The organism is Yersinia kristensenii (assembly GCF_900460525.1).
GTDB classification, from domain to species: Bacteria; Pseudomonadota; Gammaproteobacteria; order Enterobacterales; family Enterobacteriaceae; genus Yersinia; species Yersinia kristensenii.
Genome location: NZ_UHIY01000001.1, coordinates 4,119,364 through 4,135,702 on the forward strand (window position 1 = coordinate 4,119,364; position 16,339 = coordinate 4,135,702).

Consider the following 16,339-nt stretch of genomic DNA (forward strand, 5'->3'; position numbering starts at 1 on the left):
CAGTAATTAAGATGAAAAAAGAATGGTTCTCAGCAAGTGAATTGTTATTTCACCCTTTACTTCCGACAACAACACAAGGTATTCATAAAAAGGCAAAACGAGAGGGCTGGATATCCAGAAAAAGAATGGGTATTCAGGGAAAAGGCATCGAGTATTTTATAGACAGTCTTCCTGACAATGTCAGCACTTATATTTATCATCACAGTGAGTTGTTCGAGAGGATTAGTATTCAGGAACACTTTGATATCTGGATTAATGCGTTTAAACAGTTAACACCGAGTGAGCGTTATAAATTCTCAGAATATATATTACGGGAGGGAATCATCAGTATTTATAAAAACCTGTAACTTTTATTCTTAATATTAATTTGATAAGGAATATCAATGAAATCAATCAATACTTACTTTTTTTGCGCCTTATTCATAACCACTCCGACTCTGGCATCCGATGAGGGCGATACCAATATTATAGAATGTCCGGTATCTTATGATGTGGGTTTCTCGCCAAGGGGAAATGCCCTGGATTTAATATTGGCAGAATTAGCTTCCGCTAAGGAATCTATTTATCTTGCCGCTTACAGTTTCACCTCTCAACCAGTTGTCGATGCTTTAATCGCAGCCCATGAACGGGGCGTGACGGTTTCAGTGGTGGTGAATAAAGGTTCAATTAACGGGAATGGTGCCAAGGCCCGTTATTTACAAGAAAATAACATTCCCATAAAAATGAATGCAAAATACAGTATTATGCATAATAAATTCTTTCTTGTGGATAATAAGTCACTTAAAACCGGATCGTTTAATTACAGTGCGGCGGCACATAAGAGAAATGCGGAAAATATTCTTATAATCAGATGCGTTGATGATGTTATTACACAATATCAGCAAGAGTTTACACGGTTATGGGATGAATCCATTGAAATCCCCGAAATTTCTACATCCTGATAATTAATTCGGCGGCCCATAGCCCGAACTGACGTTTTGACTCTGGTGCTGCCTCAAATCCTTTATCACTTGAGTTGGCCATATCACCATCCCTGTTTCTCTTGGCTTTTCCCGCCTATTTAATTTCGTTGCTTCCAACAGCCACTTTTGCTTTGTTCACAATACATATAACTGTTCTATCCAGTGGGTGAATGAAGTGAGAACGGTGTTACTTCAGGGTATCAGGCGGCCTTTGGTTCCAGCCATGCGATAATGTCATCAAATAGCCTTCCGGAGACCTCAATTTCATCGCTACAGACTCACGCTACATATAGTGTTCCATCTCCAACGGTACACCTAACGCTGCCAAGCAACCAGCAATAAACCCTTCCGCCCTTTGTAATCGGATCACTACCTGATTCAACGAAACTCCTAATTTCCCAGCCATCGCACGTAACGGCATGCACTTGATGTAATGCCATTCAAGCAAAGTACAAAGGTATGGGTCTTTCTTTTTCAAAACATTCATCGCAGAACTGATGATCAATCCATCATCGTCACTACATGAAGCGCGTGATTTACGTGTATAAGGTAATAACCCTTTAAATCCAGCAGCAATAGGCGAATAGTAAACATTCCCTCCTTCACTCGCAGCCCATGCCCCCCAACGTTCCAACACCATTTGAATGTCACGCATTATGCCACCTTACCCATCTGGCTCTTTTTTAAAACTCTCAAATCTGCTCTGGCCTGTTTTCTTATCTGTTCCAGCTCTTCAACTGTCCATCTGTGGGTTCGATTATCGTTCTCTAATGCTAAAACCCGTTCCTCACCAATTTTTCTAACGAGATTGCGCCGATAACGTCCGATATTTCCTGATTTGTAGACGTTACAGGAGGAACATTGAAGCCAGATATTGTCGTGGGTGAACCGTAAATGACTGGCTGATGCTGTTGTTCTGAAATGCCCCGCATGCCATGAACTGGCGTTGTGAGTCCCGCATGAAATACAGCCATCACCATTGGCTAAACAGGTTTCCCGTCGCAAGTCGTTCACCACTCGCTGAGTTAACGCAATCCAATGTGATAAGGGACGGGCATTCCTGCGACGGATTTTCAACTTATCCGCTCTTTCTTTGGCCTTTTTCTCAGCCTCATTTTTACGAACAAAAGCAATGGCACACTTTCCTCCGCAAACATGTTGAAACGGGCGTAACGGAGTAAATTCCTTTCCGCACATTTTGCAGTTTTTGGGTTTGCGGGGCTTCATTACGCAACCTGCTGTTGTTTGAGTTTCTGATATTCACAGCGCTCTGGAATAGTCAAATGACAACCTATTCCAAATGCCCAGGCTTCAATCTGATTTAAATAGAAATGCATATCCCCCGTATTTAAATTCGAGGTTTTCTTCAAAACAGAAATAACCGTCACCTCCCCCGTTCGAAGGTCTATAATTTCCTTTTCTTCATAACCGAGAAACATATGCTTCATACTGTCCTTGACCCATTCTGGCGTGGCAAATGAATTCCCGTTCTTTTTCAGGTAATGGCTTATTTCTGAATACCACAAATGACTAAGACTATTTTGACTTATACTTCTTTTATCCCGCCACTCGGTAATGACGACCCGATATCTTTTCTTCGTGGAGACGAGTTCTTTCAATAATTGCCAAAATGATAGCCGTGTGGTTTCATGGAAACAAAACTCTATCTTTTCCATATATCAATCCGATATATTATATCGCAAGGAATAATAAATTTAAGCTGCCTGCCGTTTTTTTATAAAATTCTCTTCTCGTACCAGCTCACCTTTCATTAAGACGTCATTAAAATCCCCTTCGTCGGGATAACGTATAGTGACATCAATCAAATCATTCTTTGCCAGCAGGTTAGCATGAGCACAGGAAAAGGCCGCATATTGCCCTGTTGCTGAACTCTTATCCTTATCTGCAAAAATAATTAAATGTCTAACGCCTGCGGGAACAATAAACTTACTCATAAAACCACTGTTAATTGTCGCCCATGTATTTACACCATAAATCTGATAAGCAGATAATGCAGTTTCAATACCTTCTGCTATTCCCAGCGTGGACGATACCGGAAACATCCGTATTGCAACCGAGCGCGTATATTCCAAATAATTTTCCTGTTGTAACGCCTTCATTCGTTTAGTACTGATATTTCCCAGTTGTGCTTTTTTATCTCCGTCCAACAATGTTCTGTGTAAATAACATAATTCACCGTAGCAATCTGTCGCCAATGAATAAAGTGTCTGATAAACACGTCCGGCGTGAAGTTGATTATCGTCAAACTTAATGGCATCAGCCGGTAAAACATTAATTCCGCGATTTCTTAAGTACCCTTCTCCGGTTGTTCCTCTTAAACGGGGAAGATTTACATATCGGTTAATCACTTTCTGGCGTTGATTTTGTCTCTCATCATTATTGGGAACACAAACATGTCGGTAATCATTGCCAATCAGTTTGTCTATTTCCGCACACAGTTCACTAAATGGCTTGTTCTGTGTTCGGATTAACAGTTTCATCCCATTGCCACTGCCACAACAGCAAATCCATGTTCCTTCACCGTTTCGGTCATCTATGCGGAATTTTCCCTGACATCCACAGACCGGACACTCCCCCTTGTAATGTCTTTTCCCTGTGACAGGAGGCAACCCGAAGTATTCAAAAATTTTAGGCCAGTGGCCTTTTGCGGCTTCCAGTGTCTTCATGCTGCGTTACTCATCTTGCCGTGTTTCTGTCGCCACTTGGCATAAGCTATCTGTTTGTGTTTGATGTAGTTGCTCACTTCTGGCGTTAATTCCATTGGAAAATCACTGAGTCCACGAGGCCAGACACCAAACTTGTCTTTGTAGGTATGAGCACACCAGCCATCCGAAACAGGTTTCCCCATCGCCTCACGCTGACGCTGATAAAACTTAATCTGTGACCACCACGCCTGCTTTTGAGACTGAGTGTATACACGCTCTTTCTTGTTGAGTTTGTTCAGTCCACGGTTTGTATCCGTATCAACATCTTCACCGGCCAGCGGCTTAAACCCACATTTGGGGCAAACATAGACAGCAGCAGGTTTCATGAAATGGCAGGAAGGACACTCCTTCGGGAGTTTTTCGGCCTTTTCTTTCGCCTGAGCACTGGCCGAAGGTTTCATGCCATCGTTCTTGCCTGGGAGTTCGTCATACTCAATTGCATCAGGAAAACCGAGACGATGAACAGTGCCACTGTGATCGAATATCAGGCAGGACTCTTTGCCTTCCGCCTTCCTCAATCCACGGCCAATTGCCTGTAACCAGCGGATCTCGCTTTTCGTTGGTCGGGCATAAATCAGGCAGCGAACATCACTATCAAAACCAGCAACCAGAACACCAACACTGACAATGATTTTTGTCGCCCCTGACTCGAAACGGCGGATCATCAACTGACGCTCATCATGTGGTGTTTCGGCTACCATCACCTCGGCATTAATCCCCGCCTGACGAAACTGCAATGTCACATGATTGGCATGGGCCACATTCACACAAAAAGCTACCGTTGGCAGGTCTTTACCGTGCTGTAACCAGTTATCAACGATATCTCCGACCAGCGCTGAACCATTCATGATTTCAGCCAACTGCGCCTCGTTGTAATCACGTCCGTAAGCCACTGTCTCCTGCGTTTTTACCCCGGTTAAATCTGGTTTGGTCGGCGCGTAAAATTCGTAGTGACTCAAGTCACCACGTTTGATTAATTCACCAATGGTGGTTGGCTTGATTAAGCGTTCGTAATAGCGCCCCAGCCACGCAGAAAACGGCGTTCCTGACAACCCAATGGTTTTTATTTCTGAGTCTCTAATCACTTCCAGAATAGCTCTGCGCTTCATATGCGCCTCATCGATGATGATAAGGTCGATGTTATCGGGAAAATCCCTGCGAATAAGGGTGTCCGCACTGGCAATCTGGATCAGGCGACTCAGGTCATGGTTTGGGTGATCACGCCAGATGAAGCTGATCTCATCTTCCGGCAACCCGTACTCAATGAAACGCTGTGACGTCTGGTTAATCAGGATGGTAAACGGGGCAATAAATAAAACCCGCATACCGCGATCAATAAAACCCTTGGTGATAAACGCAGATAATCCCGTTTTACCGCTTCCAGTAGGTGAGTACACCATGAACGTGCGGTTATCCTTCCAACCGCTTCTGAGCATATTCAGTGCCCGTTCCTGCGCAAAATTTGGAGTAATATTCAACATACTCCCTCTCTCACTTGCCGTTAGTCGCCGATACCACATCAACACCGGAGGCGCTGAACCTGACAGCTCTGCCAGAACGGAGCAGAATGAATCCCTTTACTCCTCGAGTCTCCAGAGCACACACTTTCCGAATCGAACGCTTACGAGGAGCATTACCATCAATCTCCACCACGCATTTCTCACCCTCCTGACAGGTAATGAGATAATCGACCCGACCAAAACCACTGCGACTCCCAGGCATCGGTGCAGGATAATTCGGTGTCAGGCTATAGCCCGCATTTCGGATCTTTGATTCAAAGAGATACAGGAAAGTGATCTTGTTTTCGATTTCGTCTGGCAGGAATGCCCCTTGTACCAGAGCTATCAGGTTCTCTTTGAGTGACATGATAATTTCTCCCATTAGCAGTTAAACAATTAGCATTCTGGATATTTAGACGTCTATATGTCTGCGTGTTTTGGGTATACCCCTATACAGTGATCTACTTAACCATCTGTGTTGTCTGGTAGAGCTTTACCAGCGGGGTTGCACCCCACTACCCCGCAGGCACGTCCCCCCAACCCCCCTCTCAGGCATTGTTAAATAAAAATTAACAAACATAACAACCCTGTATCATTGGGAGGTGTTCCACCGACACCTGATATCTTTCAATCAGCGTGTTCCTCAGGAACGTGGTGTTCCTGCCAGGGGCGGTGGAACGGTATACCCCTGTAATGCTCTGCCCTGATTCTTCACAAACAGACGAAGCCTTGTGTTCGCCTCTCGTCTTGCCCTGTTTTCACGTCTGAATGAAACAGGCTCAGAATCAAACGTTTCTTGATAAACAGCCGCATACTTAACTGCGACTCTTCGCCTCAGCGAGGGGGGCAGTTGTAGCAGTTGCTCTCTAATCCATGCCTCATCGTCTTTACAGAACGCGGTTGGCATATCGATATGTCTGAAATCTGGGTACATAACATTACCCAGAACTCAAGCAGCTTCGTCACTATGCGATTCGACACTTATCAACTCAGGCCAGATTTTTTCCCAGTCATCTGGATGAAGAGCTTTCCTGTTAACTGCGCCACCAGAATAAACTTCAATCAAAACAGACAGTGCAGCTCCTAACTTTTGTTTTTTACTTATCGCCTTACGCAGGTATTCAAGAGAGGTTCCACATTGGGTTGCAAATTCTCTTTGTTTACCCGTCGGTAAGGCATTTAGGTACACTCTTAGTGTTTCCATACAGCCTCCTACATTCGGAAATTAGTATACCCTAAAGTATATCAATTTCAATACATGAAAGTTATTTACCTCCTAGTAATTCACAGTAAGATTAAGAAATGAAAACTGAGATACCTGATATATTCGAGCTGCGGCGTCTGAAACTTCAGGAGCTAGTAAGCAGCTTCAAAACACAAAGAGAGTTTGCTGACAAAGCAGGCCTTGATCCGACCGTGGTTTCACGAATGCTTTATCCTGTTGGCAAAACGCACAAAAGGAATATTGGGGAACAAGCTGCCCGTCAGATTGAAAATGCCCTAAAAATTGAAAGAGGTTGGATGGATGGGCTAGGTTCAGCATCAATGAACTGTGCCGAAATTCCTGCTATCAACCATGACGTTTACCGTGTGGAAGTTCTAGATTTGACAGTCAGCGCAGGCCCAGGAAGCTACCTGCTTTCCGACTACATTGATGTGCTTTATGCCATTGAGTTTACTACGGAACATGCCAGATCCCTGTTTGGTAACAGAAAACCTGAAGACGTGAAAGTAATGACTGTAAGTGGTGATAGTATGGCTCCAACTCTAGTCGCAGGTGATCGTTTGTTTGTCGACATATCAGTAAGACATTTTTTGACTGATGGAGTTTACTCCTTTGTATTCGGCAAAACATTTCACGTTAAGCGTCTACAAATGCAGGGCAACAAACTGGCCGTGTTATCGGATAATCCCGCTTATGAGAAATGGTATATAACAGAAGATACCCAAGACCAATTTTATGTGATGGGTAAGGCACTGATTCACGAATCAATAAAATACAATCGACTCTAAGATAATTCCCGGCCAAATGCGCCGGGTTATTTATTCATCTTTCCAGCCCCAATTCCCGCAACATTCTCCTCTCCCTTCCCCAATCACGTTAAGCCGCCTTTGCTCCAAATACTAACCCCTCTTCTCCCGATCAATAGTCTTCAGCATTTGTCATAAGCACCATTAAAAAGAAATACTCTATAAAACAATAAATTGACAAAAAATCACTCAAAATATATCTAGGGGTATTTACATGAAAATTACTTGTGGGTATATTACATTTTCATCAACAGCAAACAGGCAGGACGCCCACGAAGTAGCCGCCAGCGGCGTATGAATAGCTGGATGATTTGCTGGTAATGAATGAGGTCACAAGCCGATGAGCAAGCAACAACAAATCAAATATCTCATGGAGCGCTACGCGCTTTCCTTCGAGACAGCTTATAAAAAATTATCCATTAACGGATGGAACCTAATGATGGCAGCCGGAGAGGTTAGAGACGAATTGTCGTAGCACAAACACCGCCCAGCTAGCGGTGGCGGTAATAACACTAGCAGTATGTGATTGGGTTTTTATATGCGTTACTTATTTTACTAATGCACATACGGACAGCTCAGAAAGACGAGCACTCAAAAAGAAAGGTTCAGGATTCCATTAATTAACAGTGGAATAAATTTGTACAGTACTTCCCCCTGAGCCTTTCTCTGTGAGTTATCCAATTAAATATGTGTGAATTCTTATTAATTCGCACAGGGGATTACTACACCTAAAAACCAACAAGTATTACGCCACGGAGTGAGCGACGTAATCACTTCCCAGCCCCGAAGAGGGATCGACTGGCTAAGGAGTTCTTTAAAGTGAATTTATCAAGCGTCTGTACAGGCGCTTTATTAAGTTCATTTGTAAATATAGGAACTCTACATATGAAAAAACAAAATCCAACAATGAAAATCGAAATCACTTTGACTTGTTCTGGTCACGAATCAGAAATGACCGCCAAAACAATTGGTGAAAATATGGGTAATGCGTCCCTTCGAACAAAAGCATTCTTTTTTCTCTTCAAACAAGCCATAGCCAATAAAGAATTCTTGGAAAAGCAACTTAAGAATGCTGAGAAAGCCTCTGCTGCCGCTGCGATACTGGAAGTATTAGCTGATGAAGAGGAATGTAACTGCACTGAATGTCTGAATAAAAAACAAAATAACCCAATTAGCGCTGTCGAAGTTGTCATTCACTGATAAATAATTCATAGCAACAGGAGTCACCCATGATTATTTCAATCAGGGGTGGCACCTCTATGGGTGCTACCTCAAAAAACTATCTGCTTTATATCCAACATCACCCTTCTAATTGTGTAACATCTGACAGTTTTCATCAGAAAAGCTGGATTGGGAAACTAATAGGTGTCTTATGTCAGGAGGGGAAACCATGAACACTACGCAATGGTTAATACTCAAAGAATTCACTGAATATCATTTAAGTGATGATGATTTAGAAGAAGCCGCTCAACTCAGTAATGAATGGGATTCCCTAATAAAACTATCGGATATCAGAGCGCTATTTAAAAACAAACGTATTCCTGTTAGTGACGACATTCTCGATGAGTCACTCGATTATTTTGACAATAAAATTGATATTCCGGAACTACTGAACACGGCTATTCACGCAGTGTTATTTCAGGCAGCTAAATTCCAAGTTGCAATGAACATCATTAACAGAGTCGAGGACTCAGCAGCATAAATTAATTCGTCAGGAGTTATCATGGCACTGAAAATAGTAAAAGCATCTCAACCCATCGAAGTAAAAAACCTTATCACCTGTATCTACGCACCGCCCGGATTAGGTAAAACATCAATGTCTTTTACCGCCGATAAGCCTTTATTACTCGACTTTGATAAAGGCGCTTACCGCTCACAATTCCGTAAAGACAGCGTTCAGATAACATCATGGAATGAGATAGAGCAAATATCCGAAACAGACCTGACACCTTATAGCACTATCGTTGTTGATACCGCTGGCCGCGCTCTTGATTGCATGGCAATAAACCTTGTTAAACAGAATCCCAAATTTAAAAACTATGGCGGTCAACTGTCCCTACAGGGTTTTGGTGCGCTGAAAGCGGGGTTCTCTGACTGGATGAACCTCCTTCGTTCCTTTGGTAAAGACATCATCCTCATTGCTCATATGGAGGAAAAGCAAGTCGGTGACGAACTTGTCGAACGCCTTGATATACAGGGTGGTTCCAAGGGTGAAATTTATAAAATTGCCGATGTAATGGGGCGCATTCGTATTGAAGGAGCCGGTAACACCTCTAAACGAGTACTGGACTTTAACCCCAGCTCGTCAGGATTTGGTAAAAACCCTGCCCAGTTGGACGTTATCACAGTGCCACATTATGACAATGAACCCAATTTCTTCGCCGGAGTACTTTCCCAAATCAAACAGGAGCTAAATAAACAATCTGAAGAGGTCAGAAAAGCACAAGAGGAAATCAGAAAGGCACAAGAAGAAATTGCCCGCATACGCGCTGACTTAGAGTTATTGGAAACCGCGCAAGACTTTAATGATGCCGTCAATCTGTTCAAAGATGCACCAGTAGAACACAAGCGGATACTAAACGAAGTGGCAAAAAGTAAAGGTTTCCAGTTCGACAAGTCCGCCAATATGTATGTTAAGGCCGCCGCATGATACGCATATCCGCCACAAACCTTGAAGCCTTCCGTCGCTGGAAGGCTAACCCCGATGCTGAAATAGACGAAATCATCAACTACCTGCTCCGAATAACGCCTCAAACCGAAGCAATGATCGCAGGCTCCGCTTTTCATAAAGTGTTGGAGAACGCTTCAGAAGGTGTATTAACTACAGTACAACTTGATGATTTCACATTTGACTTCACTCAAATGGAAGGTGAGCTGGCACTACCAGAGCAAAGGGAACATAAGCTAACTCTGGAGTCAGAAGTCGGTGGGGAAAAGGTGACTTTTGTCGGTGTCGTCGATGCCATAGATAACATGACCATTTATGACCACAAGTTAACAGCCTCTATCGACCCCGAAAATTATACTGACAGTCTTCAATGGCGCTGCTATCTGGATTGGTTTGGAATGAATAGATTTACCTACAACCTTTTCCAGAAGTATCAACCCGTACAACAGCCGGGTACCTATATCATCAAGCAATTCATGCCAATCACATTTTATGCTTACCCGCAGTTGCATAAAGACGTCACCGATGCAGCAACTGAATTTGTTCAATTCGTTAAAGAGTTCGTGCCTGAACTTGTTAAATAAATAGCTACATTACTCTATTTGTCTCAGTTAGCTGGGGCATTTCAATCTCACAATGAAATACCAACTTATCTACGCTGATCCGCCGTGGATATATCGCGATAAAGCCATAGCTGGCAATCGTGGTGCAGGATTTAAATACCCCACATTGAGCATCATTGCTTGAAGTCGCTGTTATTTGTCCTGAGTCTGAATCTAAAAGCCGCCACTAACAACAACCGGGAAATATGCATTAGTGGCGGAACTCAAGCGAAAAACAGAGGAATATCCCATACAAACAAGAGGGAGATATGACAAGCAGAATAATCGATCGAAATAACAATGAAATCAAGATTATTATATGTGACAGGAATCACAAAACAGAGGATTCAAGAGTAACCACTGATGAATAACCTCAACGAGCTAATAGCCAGAGTAAAGAGCGATTATGTAAATGGTGAGTTAATAGTGAATAAAAGTGTTTTGGACATGTGCTGTGGCAGCCGCATGTTTTGGTTCAATAAGAATGATCCGCGTGCAATTTTCAGTGATATACGTGCTGAAAAACATCAACTGTGTGATGGACGCAGCTTAGTAATAAACCCCGATGTCATTGCTGATTTTCGTACATTACCGTTTGCCAACGCATCATTTCCCGTTGTGGTATTTGACCCGCCACATCTTGAACGTGTTGGTGAAAATGCCTGGATGAGAAAGAAGTACGGCAGTTTAAATAAAGAAACGTGGCGTGACGACCTTCGCGCCGGATTCACAGAAGCATTTCGTGTACTGCGGCCACACGGTGTGCTTATTTTTAAATGGAACGAAACCCAAATACCAATTAACCAGATTTTAACTCTCACAGACGAAAAACCCATTATCCGGCAACGAACCGGAAAGAATGACAAAACTCACTGGATTATTTTTGTAAAGGAGTCAAAGCAATGAGCAAAATTAACTATCAGACGCTGCTGGATGAGAACGCTCGTTTACGGGCGGAGCGCGACGCGCTTCGTGAAGGCGAAATGGGAAACGCGACGCATAGTAACACTCGTGCTGCTGCCGATATCTATTTTCAGTTGGTAGAGGAATGCCAGATCCCACCTGGTAGTTCGCTGGTTGCGTATGTTGATAACCTGCGCGAGACACTGGAAGCCGCAGAGAAACGGATCGCTGAATTAACTCGTGAAGCCGAAAATACCAAATATGAATGGGCCGAAGCACAACCTGCAAGCACGCAGTTCAAACCAGTAGCCGACCTCTACGAATTGCAGTTCGAGAACGGCCAAACGTGCGCCTATCACACAGACTCAGCCAAAGCGGTTCAATGGCTTAATACTTGCGAAAGCAACAAGGTTATTGAATACGTCAACCTTGAGCGACTACAGAAAGCGATTAATAGCTATTCGAATCAAGGGAGAGAGTGAATGGCATGTATTCGAATCCCAAACGGAATCATAACAATCACGCCACTTTACCGCCTGCGGCTTGATGATGGGAGTTGTGTCTTCATGGACTGGCACCCATATTGTGGCCCGACATTTTTCCGCGACAAACATGGGTGTCGGTTAATTGATGACTGGCACGAAAATTCACTTATTTGCAAAGCACTGGAGTGGTTTATAGGTCGAGGAGAAAGGGCATGAAAGAGTTAGATAGTTTTACTGTAGAGAGACTGGAAGAGTTGGCCAGAGCAAAAATGATTTCCGGTCATGATATCGCCGATATCCGAGCACTAGCCCGAATCGCATTAGATGTAAAGAAGGCTGAACCTGTGACGTGGTGGACTGGGCCAGAACCAACCCTAACTGGTGAGACTGAAAGCTTCCATGACCACGAAACAGGTAGTCATTATCTTCCGCTTGTTGTCTCACTCAGCGCTTACAACACCAGACCACAATTGAACTCTCCGGAGATACCGAAAGACTGGCCAACAGAGGACATGGTCATAACACCTAAAAACTGGAAGCTAGTGCCATCATGCTTAACTCCAGAAATGAAACTTCAAATGCACACCCTTTGTAATGCTGATTGCCCTGAATGTGGCAAAGAGTTTGCTGTCGATGTAACTAATAACATTGAGCAGTCATGGGCCGATATATTGGCCGCAGTCCCTGAACCGGAGACTCATGAATGCTAATAGGATTCGCTCTATTTGTTAGCGCTTGCGGATTTGACGCCTGTGATGCCCTCCCCGTTACTGATGATATCTACCCTACTCGATTTGAATGCCAACAAGTGATAAATGCTATTCACGTGCGCAGGCCAAATGCTGTGCTGATATGTTCGGAAGTTTATCGGGAGGAGGATGTGTAATGAGTTGGCCTGATGCATTTGCATGTGTTGGCGTGGTTTGGGCGATTGCCTATATGTAGGTACATTAATATAAAGAAAGAATTCCCGTTTAAATCCCTCCCAAACTTCTACATCAAACACTCAATAAGTAGCCTATGACATCTCATACGATATGTTTAATTCGTAGACGATGCTGTCCTGCTACCACGTGATGATTACAGATAAGGAGAAACAATGCTCACACTCGAACAGTGGAACAGAACACTCCCTAAACCCAGAAATTTGGACACAATACGCCGCTGGGCTAGAAACGGGCAGATATGGCCGCCTCCGATTTTTGATGGACACCAATATTTTGTACAAGAAAATGCCATAAAGCTACTACCCAAACAGCAATATAAACCAGTCAATAATTTAATAACAAGAATTCAGAATGGCACGTAATAGAAATCACGAACGGCGTGATCTACCACCAAATCTATATGTAAGGAATAACGGATATTATAGTTATCGAGACCCAAGGACGGGTAAGGAGTATGGACTCGGCAGGATAAAGCGTGATGCGGTGAACCAGGCTATCGAAGCAAATTTACAGCTTATGGATAATGTATCTGCAAGACTGATAGAAAGAATATCTAGCGACTCCGCTATGCTGTTCCACGATTGGCTTGATCACTACGCTAAAATTATTGATGCGCGAGGACTAAAGCCAAAAACACTAAAAGAGTACCGATGCAAACTACGAACTCTTCATTCAACTATCCGTAATGTTCCTATCGATAGTATTACAACAAAAGACATAGCCGGGGTGTTAACGCCATATATAGTTGCAGGAAAAGCTGCAATGGCTAAACAAACACGAATGTTGCTATTAGACATATTCAGGGAGGCTATTGCTGAAGGGTATATATCATCAAATCCAGTGGATGCCACCAAAAACCCTCGTTCTGAAATTAAACGCTCTCGGCTTTCGCTTGATGATTATAAAGAAATATTTAAAAGCTCATTAAAGTTGCAACCGTGGATCCCCTTAAGCATGGAAATTGCACTCTTAACCGGCCAGCGGGTTAGTGATATCAGCAAAATGAAGTGGAGCGATATTCGTGATGGAATGTTATGGGTAGAACAGCAAAAATCTGGGGCTAAATTAGCTCTTGATGTAAACCTCTCACTTAATGCTCTGGGAATTTCATTTAATGAAACCTTGATACGATGTAAATCACAATTTGGAGGATGTGACAATCTCATCGCGTCCCATAACAAATTACAACTATCCACCACCGCAATTTCCAGAGGTTTCGCTCGTGCAAGGGATTTATCAGGATTATCATGGGATAAAGCCCCACCTAGCTTCCATGAACTAAGGAGCCTCTCAGCAAGACTATATACAGAAGAAAAAGGGAGTGAGTTTGTGCAGCGTTTACTGGGGCATAAATCATCCATAATGACAGCTAAATATCAGGACAGCCGTAGTAGCGAATGGGTGCATGTGTCTATATGATTTTGATTTTATTTTGAATAATAATGAACACCTTACGTTAACCATTTAATTAAAAAGTATTTTTTTTAGGAGTAACTAATAAAAATTTAGTTGATCTTCGAACAAACAGTGACTACTGTATATACATACAGCACACTACAGGCGAGGTTCATTATGCGTACTCAATCACTAAAACCTTATAATGCTAATCATCATTCTCTTGTTACCCGTGATATACCGCAACGGGTTGATACTCCAACGGATAGTGGCCTTATCAGTGAACTTGTGTACAGTGAAAACCAGCCTGCGGTAGCGCAATTATTGCTTCCTTTATTACAACAGCTTGGTAAACAATCTCGATGGCTCCTATGGCTAACCCCACAACAGAAATTGAGTCGTTTATGGTTACAGCAATCGGGTTTACCAATAACTAAGGTCGTTCAGGCGAGGCAAATCAATCCATTATCAACTGTTGATGCGATGGAAAAAGCGTTGTTAACAGGAAACTACAGTGTCGTTCTGGGTTGGCTACCCGAGTTGTCAGAAAATGACCGCATTAGATTGCGTTTGGCCGCAAAGTTAGGGAATGCTTATGGGTTTGTTATGCGTCCTTTAGATGACACAAAACTCGCTCAAGGACAGTGCGCAACGTTAAAAATTCATTCTTCTTTGTATCATTAAGTAAATTTAGGATTTATCCCATGAATTATTACAATATTTAGGGCTTACTCCTGAGAAATCGACATAAAGCGAGTCAGAATGCGGCTTGCAGCAGAAAATAACGTCTACAAAAAGAGCCTTTTTACAGCTAAATCGTTAAAGATTATGCACAATTTCGGTTTTTTTTCAGTCAGAATATCACATCACACTTGTAACTTTCTCGCCACGTTGTAGACTTTACATCGCCAAGGTTGCTCTAAAACGCCAAATTATACTGGCAGCGTAATTAACGGGAGCGTTAAAACCTTGACGAAGAATTTTAACCAAGGGCTTAGCTTTTAAAGCTCATTGCCTATTTGGATGATAACGAGGCGTAAAATGAAAAAGACAGCTATCGCATTAGCAGTGGCACTGGCTGGTTTCGCTACAGTAGCGCAAGCCGCACCGAAAGATAACACCTGGTACACCGGTGGTAAACTGGGCTGGTCTCAGTATCAAAATACTGGCACTGGCGGTATCTATGGCGACCAAGGCAATGACGGTCCAACTCATAAAGACCAATTAGGTGCTGGTGCGTTCTTGGGTTACCAAGCAAACCAATACCTGGGCTTTGAAATGGGATACGACTGGCTTGGCCGTATGCCTTACAAAGGCGACGTTCGTAACGGCGACTTTAAAGCACAAGGCGTTCAACTGGCTGCAAAACTGAGCTACCCAATTGCTCAGGACCTGGACCTGTACACCCGTCTGGGTGGTATGGTTTGGCGTGCAGACTCCAGCGCGTTTAACGCAGCTTCTGGCGAACGTTTAAACAACCATGACACCGGTGTTTCTCCATTGGTAGCTCTGGGTGCTGAATACGCATGGACCAAGAACTGGGCAACCCGTATGGAATACCAATGGGTTAGCAACATCGGTGATAAAGCTACCGTTGGTGCTCGTCCAGACAACGGCATGCTGAGCGTAGGTGTTTCTTACCGTTTCGGTCAGGAAGATGCAGTAGCTCCAGTAGTTGCTCCAGCTCCAGCTCCAGCTCCAGTTGTTGACACCAAGCGTTTCACTCTGAAATCAGACGTGCTGTTCGCTTTCAACAAGTCAACGCTGAAAGCAGAAGGCCAGCAAGCACTGGATCAACTGTATTCACAGCTGAGCTCTATCGATCCTAAAGACGGTTCTGTAGTTGTTCTGGGCTTCGCTGACCGTATCGGTCAACCAGCTCCTAACTTAGCTCTGTCTCAGCGTCGTGCTGACAGCGTGCGTGATTACCTGGTTTCTAAAGGTATCCCTGCTGACAAAATCACCGCTCGCGGTGAAGGCCAAGCAAACCCAGTTACAGGTAACACCTGTGACAACGTGAAACCACGTGCTGCTCTGATTGAGTGCCTGGCACCAGATCGTCGCGTAGAGATCGAAGTTAAAGGCTACAAAGAAGTTGTAACTCAGCCACAGGCTTAAGTT

Annotated in this window: 22 protein-coding genes and 2 pseudogenes; 16 read left to right on the forward strand and 8 right to left on the reverse strand. The window is 43.5% G+C overall.

Annotated elements, in window-relative coordinates:
- Window positions 1-11: 11 nt before the first annotated feature.
- Both DX162_RS19120 and DX162_RS19125 read left to right on the forward strand, forming a co-directional pair.
- On the forward strand, window positions 12-347 hold the full coding sequence (locus DX162_RS19120) for a DNA-binding protein (RefSeq protein WP_032821307.1): 336 nt from the start codon (window positions 12-14) through the stop codon (window positions 345-347).
- A 36-nt stretch (window positions 348-383) separates the two neighbouring features.
- Complete coding sequence (locus tag DX162_RS19125) at window positions 384-941, forward strand: phospholipase D family nuclease (protein WP_004393621.1); 558 nt, start codon at window positions 384-386, stop codon at window positions 939-941.
- Between the two features lie 304 nt (window positions 942-1,245).
- Here the strand turns inward: DX162_RS19125 and DX162_RS19130 are convergent, their stop codons facing one another.
- The 8 genes from DX162_RS19130 to DX162_RS19165 all read right to left on the reverse strand — a co-directional run bounded on the left by DX162_RS19130 (window position 1,246) and on the right by DX162_RS19165 (window position 6,391).
- Window positions 1,246-1,617, reverse strand: a complete 372-nt coding sequence (locus DX162_RS19130; RefSeq protein WP_004393620.1) for an antiterminator Q family protein — start codon at window positions 1,615-1,617, stop codon at window positions 1,246-1,248.
- Window positions 1,617-2,189, reverse strand: a complete 573-nt coding sequence (locus DX162_RS19135) for a recombination protein NinG (protein WP_098080874.1) — start codon at window positions 2,187-2,189, stop codon at window positions 1,617-1,619. The genes DX162_RS19130 and DX162_RS19135 overlap by 1 nt, the downstream gene beginning before the upstream one ends.
- Window positions 2,189-2,638, reverse strand: a complete 450-nt coding sequence (locus DX162_RS19140; RefSeq protein ID WP_098080851.1) for a YbcN family protein — start codon at window positions 2,636-2,638, stop codon at window positions 2,189-2,191. Before DX162_RS19140 ends, DX162_RS19135 begins: the two co-directional genes overlap by 1 nt.
- Window positions 2,639-2,677: 39 nt before the next feature.
- Window positions 2,678-3,649, reverse strand: a complete 972-nt coding sequence (locus tag DX162_RS19145) for a toprim domain-containing protein (RefSeq protein WP_098080876.1) — start codon at window positions 3,647-3,649, stop codon at window positions 2,678-2,680.
- Window positions 3,646-5,169 carry a DEAD/DEAH box helicase gene (locus tag DX162_RS19150; RefSeq protein WP_098080879.1) on the reverse strand — a complete coding sequence of 508 codons (1,524 nt, stop codon included), beginning with the start codon at window positions 5,167-5,169 and terminating at the stop codon, window positions 3,646-3,648. The genes DX162_RS19145 and DX162_RS19150 overlap by 4 nt, the downstream gene beginning before the upstream one ends.
- A gap of 10 nt (window positions 5,170-5,179) precedes the next feature.
- Window positions 5,180-5,554: a hypothetical protein gene (locus DX162_RS19155; RefSeq protein WP_032821335.1), complete on the reverse strand. Its 375-nt coding sequence runs from the start codon at window positions 5,552-5,554 to the stop codon at window positions 5,180-5,182.
- 276 nt (window positions 5,555-5,830) lie between these two features.
- Window positions 5,831-6,121, reverse strand: a complete 291-nt coding sequence (locus DX162_RS22690; protein WP_098080881.1) for a hypothetical protein — start codon at window positions 6,119-6,121, stop codon at window positions 5,831-5,833.
- Window positions 6,122-6,136: 15 nt separating this feature from the next.
- Entirely contained in the window at window positions 6,137-6,391 is a 255-nt protein-coding gene (locus DX162_RS19165; protein WP_032821332.1) for a helix-turn-helix domain-containing protein, read from the reverse strand.
- Window positions 6,392-6,489: 98 nt separating this feature from the next.
- On the opposite strand from DX162_RS19165, the gene DX162_RS19170 reads away from it, so the two are divergent.
- The 14 genes and pseudogenes from DX162_RS19170 to ompA all read left to right on the forward strand — a co-directional run bounded on the left by DX162_RS19170 (window position 6,490) and on the right by ompA (window position 16,336).
- Window positions 6,490-7,200: a S24 family peptidase gene (locus DX162_RS19170; RefSeq protein WP_004393654.1), complete on the forward strand. Its 711-nt coding sequence runs from the start codon at window positions 6,490-6,492 to the stop codon at window positions 7,198-7,200.
- A 903-nt stretch (window positions 7,201-8,103) separates the two neighbouring features.
- On the forward strand, window positions 8,104-8,418 hold the full coding sequence (locus DX162_RS19175) for a hypothetical protein (RefSeq protein WP_098080884.1): 315 nt from the start codon (window positions 8,104-8,106) through the stop codon (window positions 8,416-8,418).
- A 190-nt stretch (window positions 8,419-8,608) separates the two neighbouring features.
- Complete coding sequence (locus DX162_RS19180; RefSeq protein WP_032821304.1) at window positions 8,609-8,920, forward strand: hypothetical protein; 312 nt, start codon at window positions 8,609-8,611, stop codon at window positions 8,918-8,920.
- 21 nt (window positions 8,921-8,941) lie between these two features.
- Window positions 8,942-9,868: an ATP-binding protein gene (locus DX162_RS19185; protein WP_004393618.1), complete on the forward strand. Its 927-nt coding sequence runs from the start codon at window positions 8,942-8,944 to the stop codon at window positions 9,866-9,868.
- Entirely contained in the window at window positions 9,865-10,470 is a 606-nt protein-coding gene (locus tag DX162_RS19190) for a hypothetical protein (protein ID WP_032821302.1), read from the forward strand. The genes DX162_RS19185 and DX162_RS19190 overlap by 4 nt, the downstream gene beginning before the upstream one ends.
- Window positions 10,471-10,522: 52 nt before the next feature.
- A pseudogene (locus tag DX162_RS22695) lies at window positions 10,523-10,627 on the forward strand (MT-A70 family methyltransferase); the annotation flags it as partial.
- A gap of 308 nt (window positions 10,628-10,935) precedes the next feature.
- The gene (locus DX162_RS19200) at window positions 10,936-11,394 is read left to right on the forward strand and encodes a class I SAM-dependent methyltransferase (RefSeq protein WP_032821306.1); all 459 of its coding nucleotides are present in this window, start codon (window positions 10,936-10,938) and stop codon (window positions 11,392-11,394) included.
- A 35-nt stretch (window positions 11,395-11,429) separates the two neighbouring features.
- Window positions 11,430-11,873, forward strand: a pseudogene (locus DX162_RS22955) (hypothetical protein); the annotation flags it as partial.
- A 215-nt stretch (window positions 11,874-12,088) separates the two neighbouring features.
- Complete coding sequence (locus DX162_RS19215) at window positions 12,089-12,586, forward strand: hypothetical protein (RefSeq protein WP_004393614.1); 498 nt, start codon at window positions 12,089-12,091, stop codon at window positions 12,584-12,586.
- Complete coding sequence (locus tag DX162_RS19220; RefSeq protein ID WP_032821300.1) at window positions 12,580-12,762, forward strand: hypothetical protein; 183 nt, start codon at window positions 12,580-12,582, stop codon at window positions 12,760-12,762. The genes DX162_RS19215 and DX162_RS19220 overlap by 7 nt, the downstream gene beginning before the upstream one ends.
- A gap of 213 nt (window positions 12,763-12,975) precedes the next feature.
- The gene (locus DX162_RS22960; RefSeq protein ID WP_032821299.1) at window positions 12,976-13,185 is read left to right on the forward strand and encodes an excisionase; all 210 of its coding nucleotides are present in this window, start codon (window positions 12,976-12,978) and stop codon (window positions 13,183-13,185) included.
- Window positions 13,175-14,242, forward strand: a complete 1,068-nt coding sequence (locus DX162_RS19230) for a site-specific integrase (protein ID WP_004393613.1) — start codon at window positions 13,175-13,177, stop codon at window positions 14,240-14,242. The genes DX162_RS22960 and DX162_RS19230 overlap by 11 nt, the downstream gene beginning before the upstream one ends.
- A 153-nt stretch (window positions 14,243-14,395) precedes the next feature.
- Complete coding sequence (gene sulA, locus DX162_RS19235) at window positions 14,396-14,902, forward strand: SOS-induced cell division inhibitor SulA (RefSeq protein ID WP_004391130.1); 507 nt, start codon at window positions 14,396-14,398, stop codon at window positions 14,900-14,902.
- 357 nt (window positions 14,903-15,259) lie between these two features.
- Window positions 15,260-16,336 (forward strand): porin OmpA, encoded by a 1,077-nt coding sequence (ompA, locus tag DX162_RS19240; protein ID WP_004391129.1) that lies wholly within the window; start codon window positions 15,260-15,262, stop codon window positions 16,334-16,336.
- The last annotated feature ends 3 nt before the right edge of the window (window positions 16,337-16,339 follow it).

Excerpts from the sequence above, each read along its gene's own strand:
- DX162_RS19215 (WP_004393614.1), top strand. The coding sequence starts at position 12,089 with ATGAAAGAGTTAGATAGTTTTACTGTAGAGAGACTGGAAGAGTTGGCC.
- DX162_RS19200 (WP_032821306.1), top strand. The coding sequence starts at position 10,936 with ATGTGCTGTGGCAGCCGCATGTTTTGGTTCAATAAGAATGATCCGCGT.
- sulA (WP_004391130.1), top strand. The coding sequence starts at position 14,396 with ATGCGTACTCAATCACTAAAACCTTATAATGCTAATCATCATTCTCTT.
- DX162_RS19220 (WP_032821300.1), top strand. The coding sequence starts at position 12,580 with ATGCTAATAGGATTCGCTCTATTTGTTAGCGCTTGCGGATTTGACGCC.
- DX162_RS19140 (WP_098080851.1), bottom strand. The coding sequence starts at position 2,638 with ATGGAAAAGATAGAGTTTTGTTTCCATGAAACCACACGGCTATCATTT.
- DX162_RS19180 (WP_032821304.1), top strand. The coding sequence starts at position 8,609 with ATGAACACTACGCAATGGTTAATACTCAAAGAATTCACTGAATATCAT.
- DX162_RS19150 (WP_098080879.1), bottom strand. The coding sequence starts at position 5,169 with ATGTTGAATATTACTCCAAATTTTGCGCAGGAACGGGCACTGAATATG.
- DX162_RS19175 (WP_098080884.1), top strand. The coding sequence starts at position 8,104 with ATGAAAAAACAAAATCCAACAATGAAAATCGAAATCACTTTGACTTGT.
- DX162_RS19170 (WP_004393654.1), top strand. The coding sequence starts at position 6,490 with ATGAAAACTGAGATACCTGATATATTCGAGCTGCGGCGTCTGAAACTT.
- DX162_RS19135 (WP_098080874.1), bottom strand. The coding sequence starts at position 2,189 with ATGAAGCCCCGCAAACCCAAAAACTGCAAAATGTGCGGAAAGGAATTT.
- DX162_RS19185 (WP_004393618.1), top strand. The coding sequence starts at position 8,942 with ATGGCACTGAAAATAGTAAAAGCATCTCAACCCATCGAAGTAAAAAAC.
- DX162_RS19165 (WP_032821332.1), bottom strand. The coding sequence starts at position 6,391 with ATGGAAACACTAAGAGTGTACCTAAATGCCTTACCGACGGGTAAACAA.
- DX162_RS19230 (WP_004393613.1), top strand. The coding sequence starts at position 13,175 with ATGGCACGTAATAGAAATCACGAACGGCGTGATCTACCACCAAATCTA.
- DX162_RS22690 (WP_098080881.1), bottom strand. The coding sequence starts at position 6,121 with ATGTACCCAGATTTCAGACATATCGATATGCCAACCGCGTTCTGTAAA.
- DX162_RS19125 (WP_004393621.1), top strand. The coding sequence starts at position 384 with ATGAAATCAATCAATACTTACTTTTTTTGCGCCTTATTCATAACCACT.
- DX162_RS19155 (WP_032821335.1), bottom strand. The coding sequence starts at position 5,554 with ATGTCACTCAAAGAGAACCTGATAGCTCTGGTACAAGGGGCATTCCTG.
- DX162_RS19190 (WP_032821302.1), top strand. The coding sequence starts at position 9,865 with ATGATACGCATATCCGCCACAAACCTTGAAGCCTTCCGTCGCTGGAAG.
- DX162_RS19145 (WP_098080876.1), bottom strand. The coding sequence starts at position 3,649 with ATGAAGACACTGGAAGCCGCAAAAGGCCACTGGCCTAAAATTTTTGAA.
- ompA (WP_004391129.1), top strand. The coding sequence starts at position 15,260 with ATGAAAAAGACAGCTATCGCATTAGCAGTGGCACTGGCTGGTTTCGCT.
- DX162_RS19130 (WP_004393620.1), bottom strand. The coding sequence starts at position 1,617 with ATGCGTGACATTCAAATGGTGTTGGAACGTTGGGGGGCATGGGCTGCG.
- DX162_RS22960 (WP_032821299.1), top strand. The coding sequence starts at position 12,976 with ATGCTCACACTCGAACAGTGGAACAGAACACTCCCTAAACCCAGAAAT.
- DX162_RS19120 (WP_032821307.1), top strand. The coding sequence starts at position 12 with ATGAAAAAAGAATGGTTCTCAGCAAGTGAATTGTTATTTCACCCTTTA.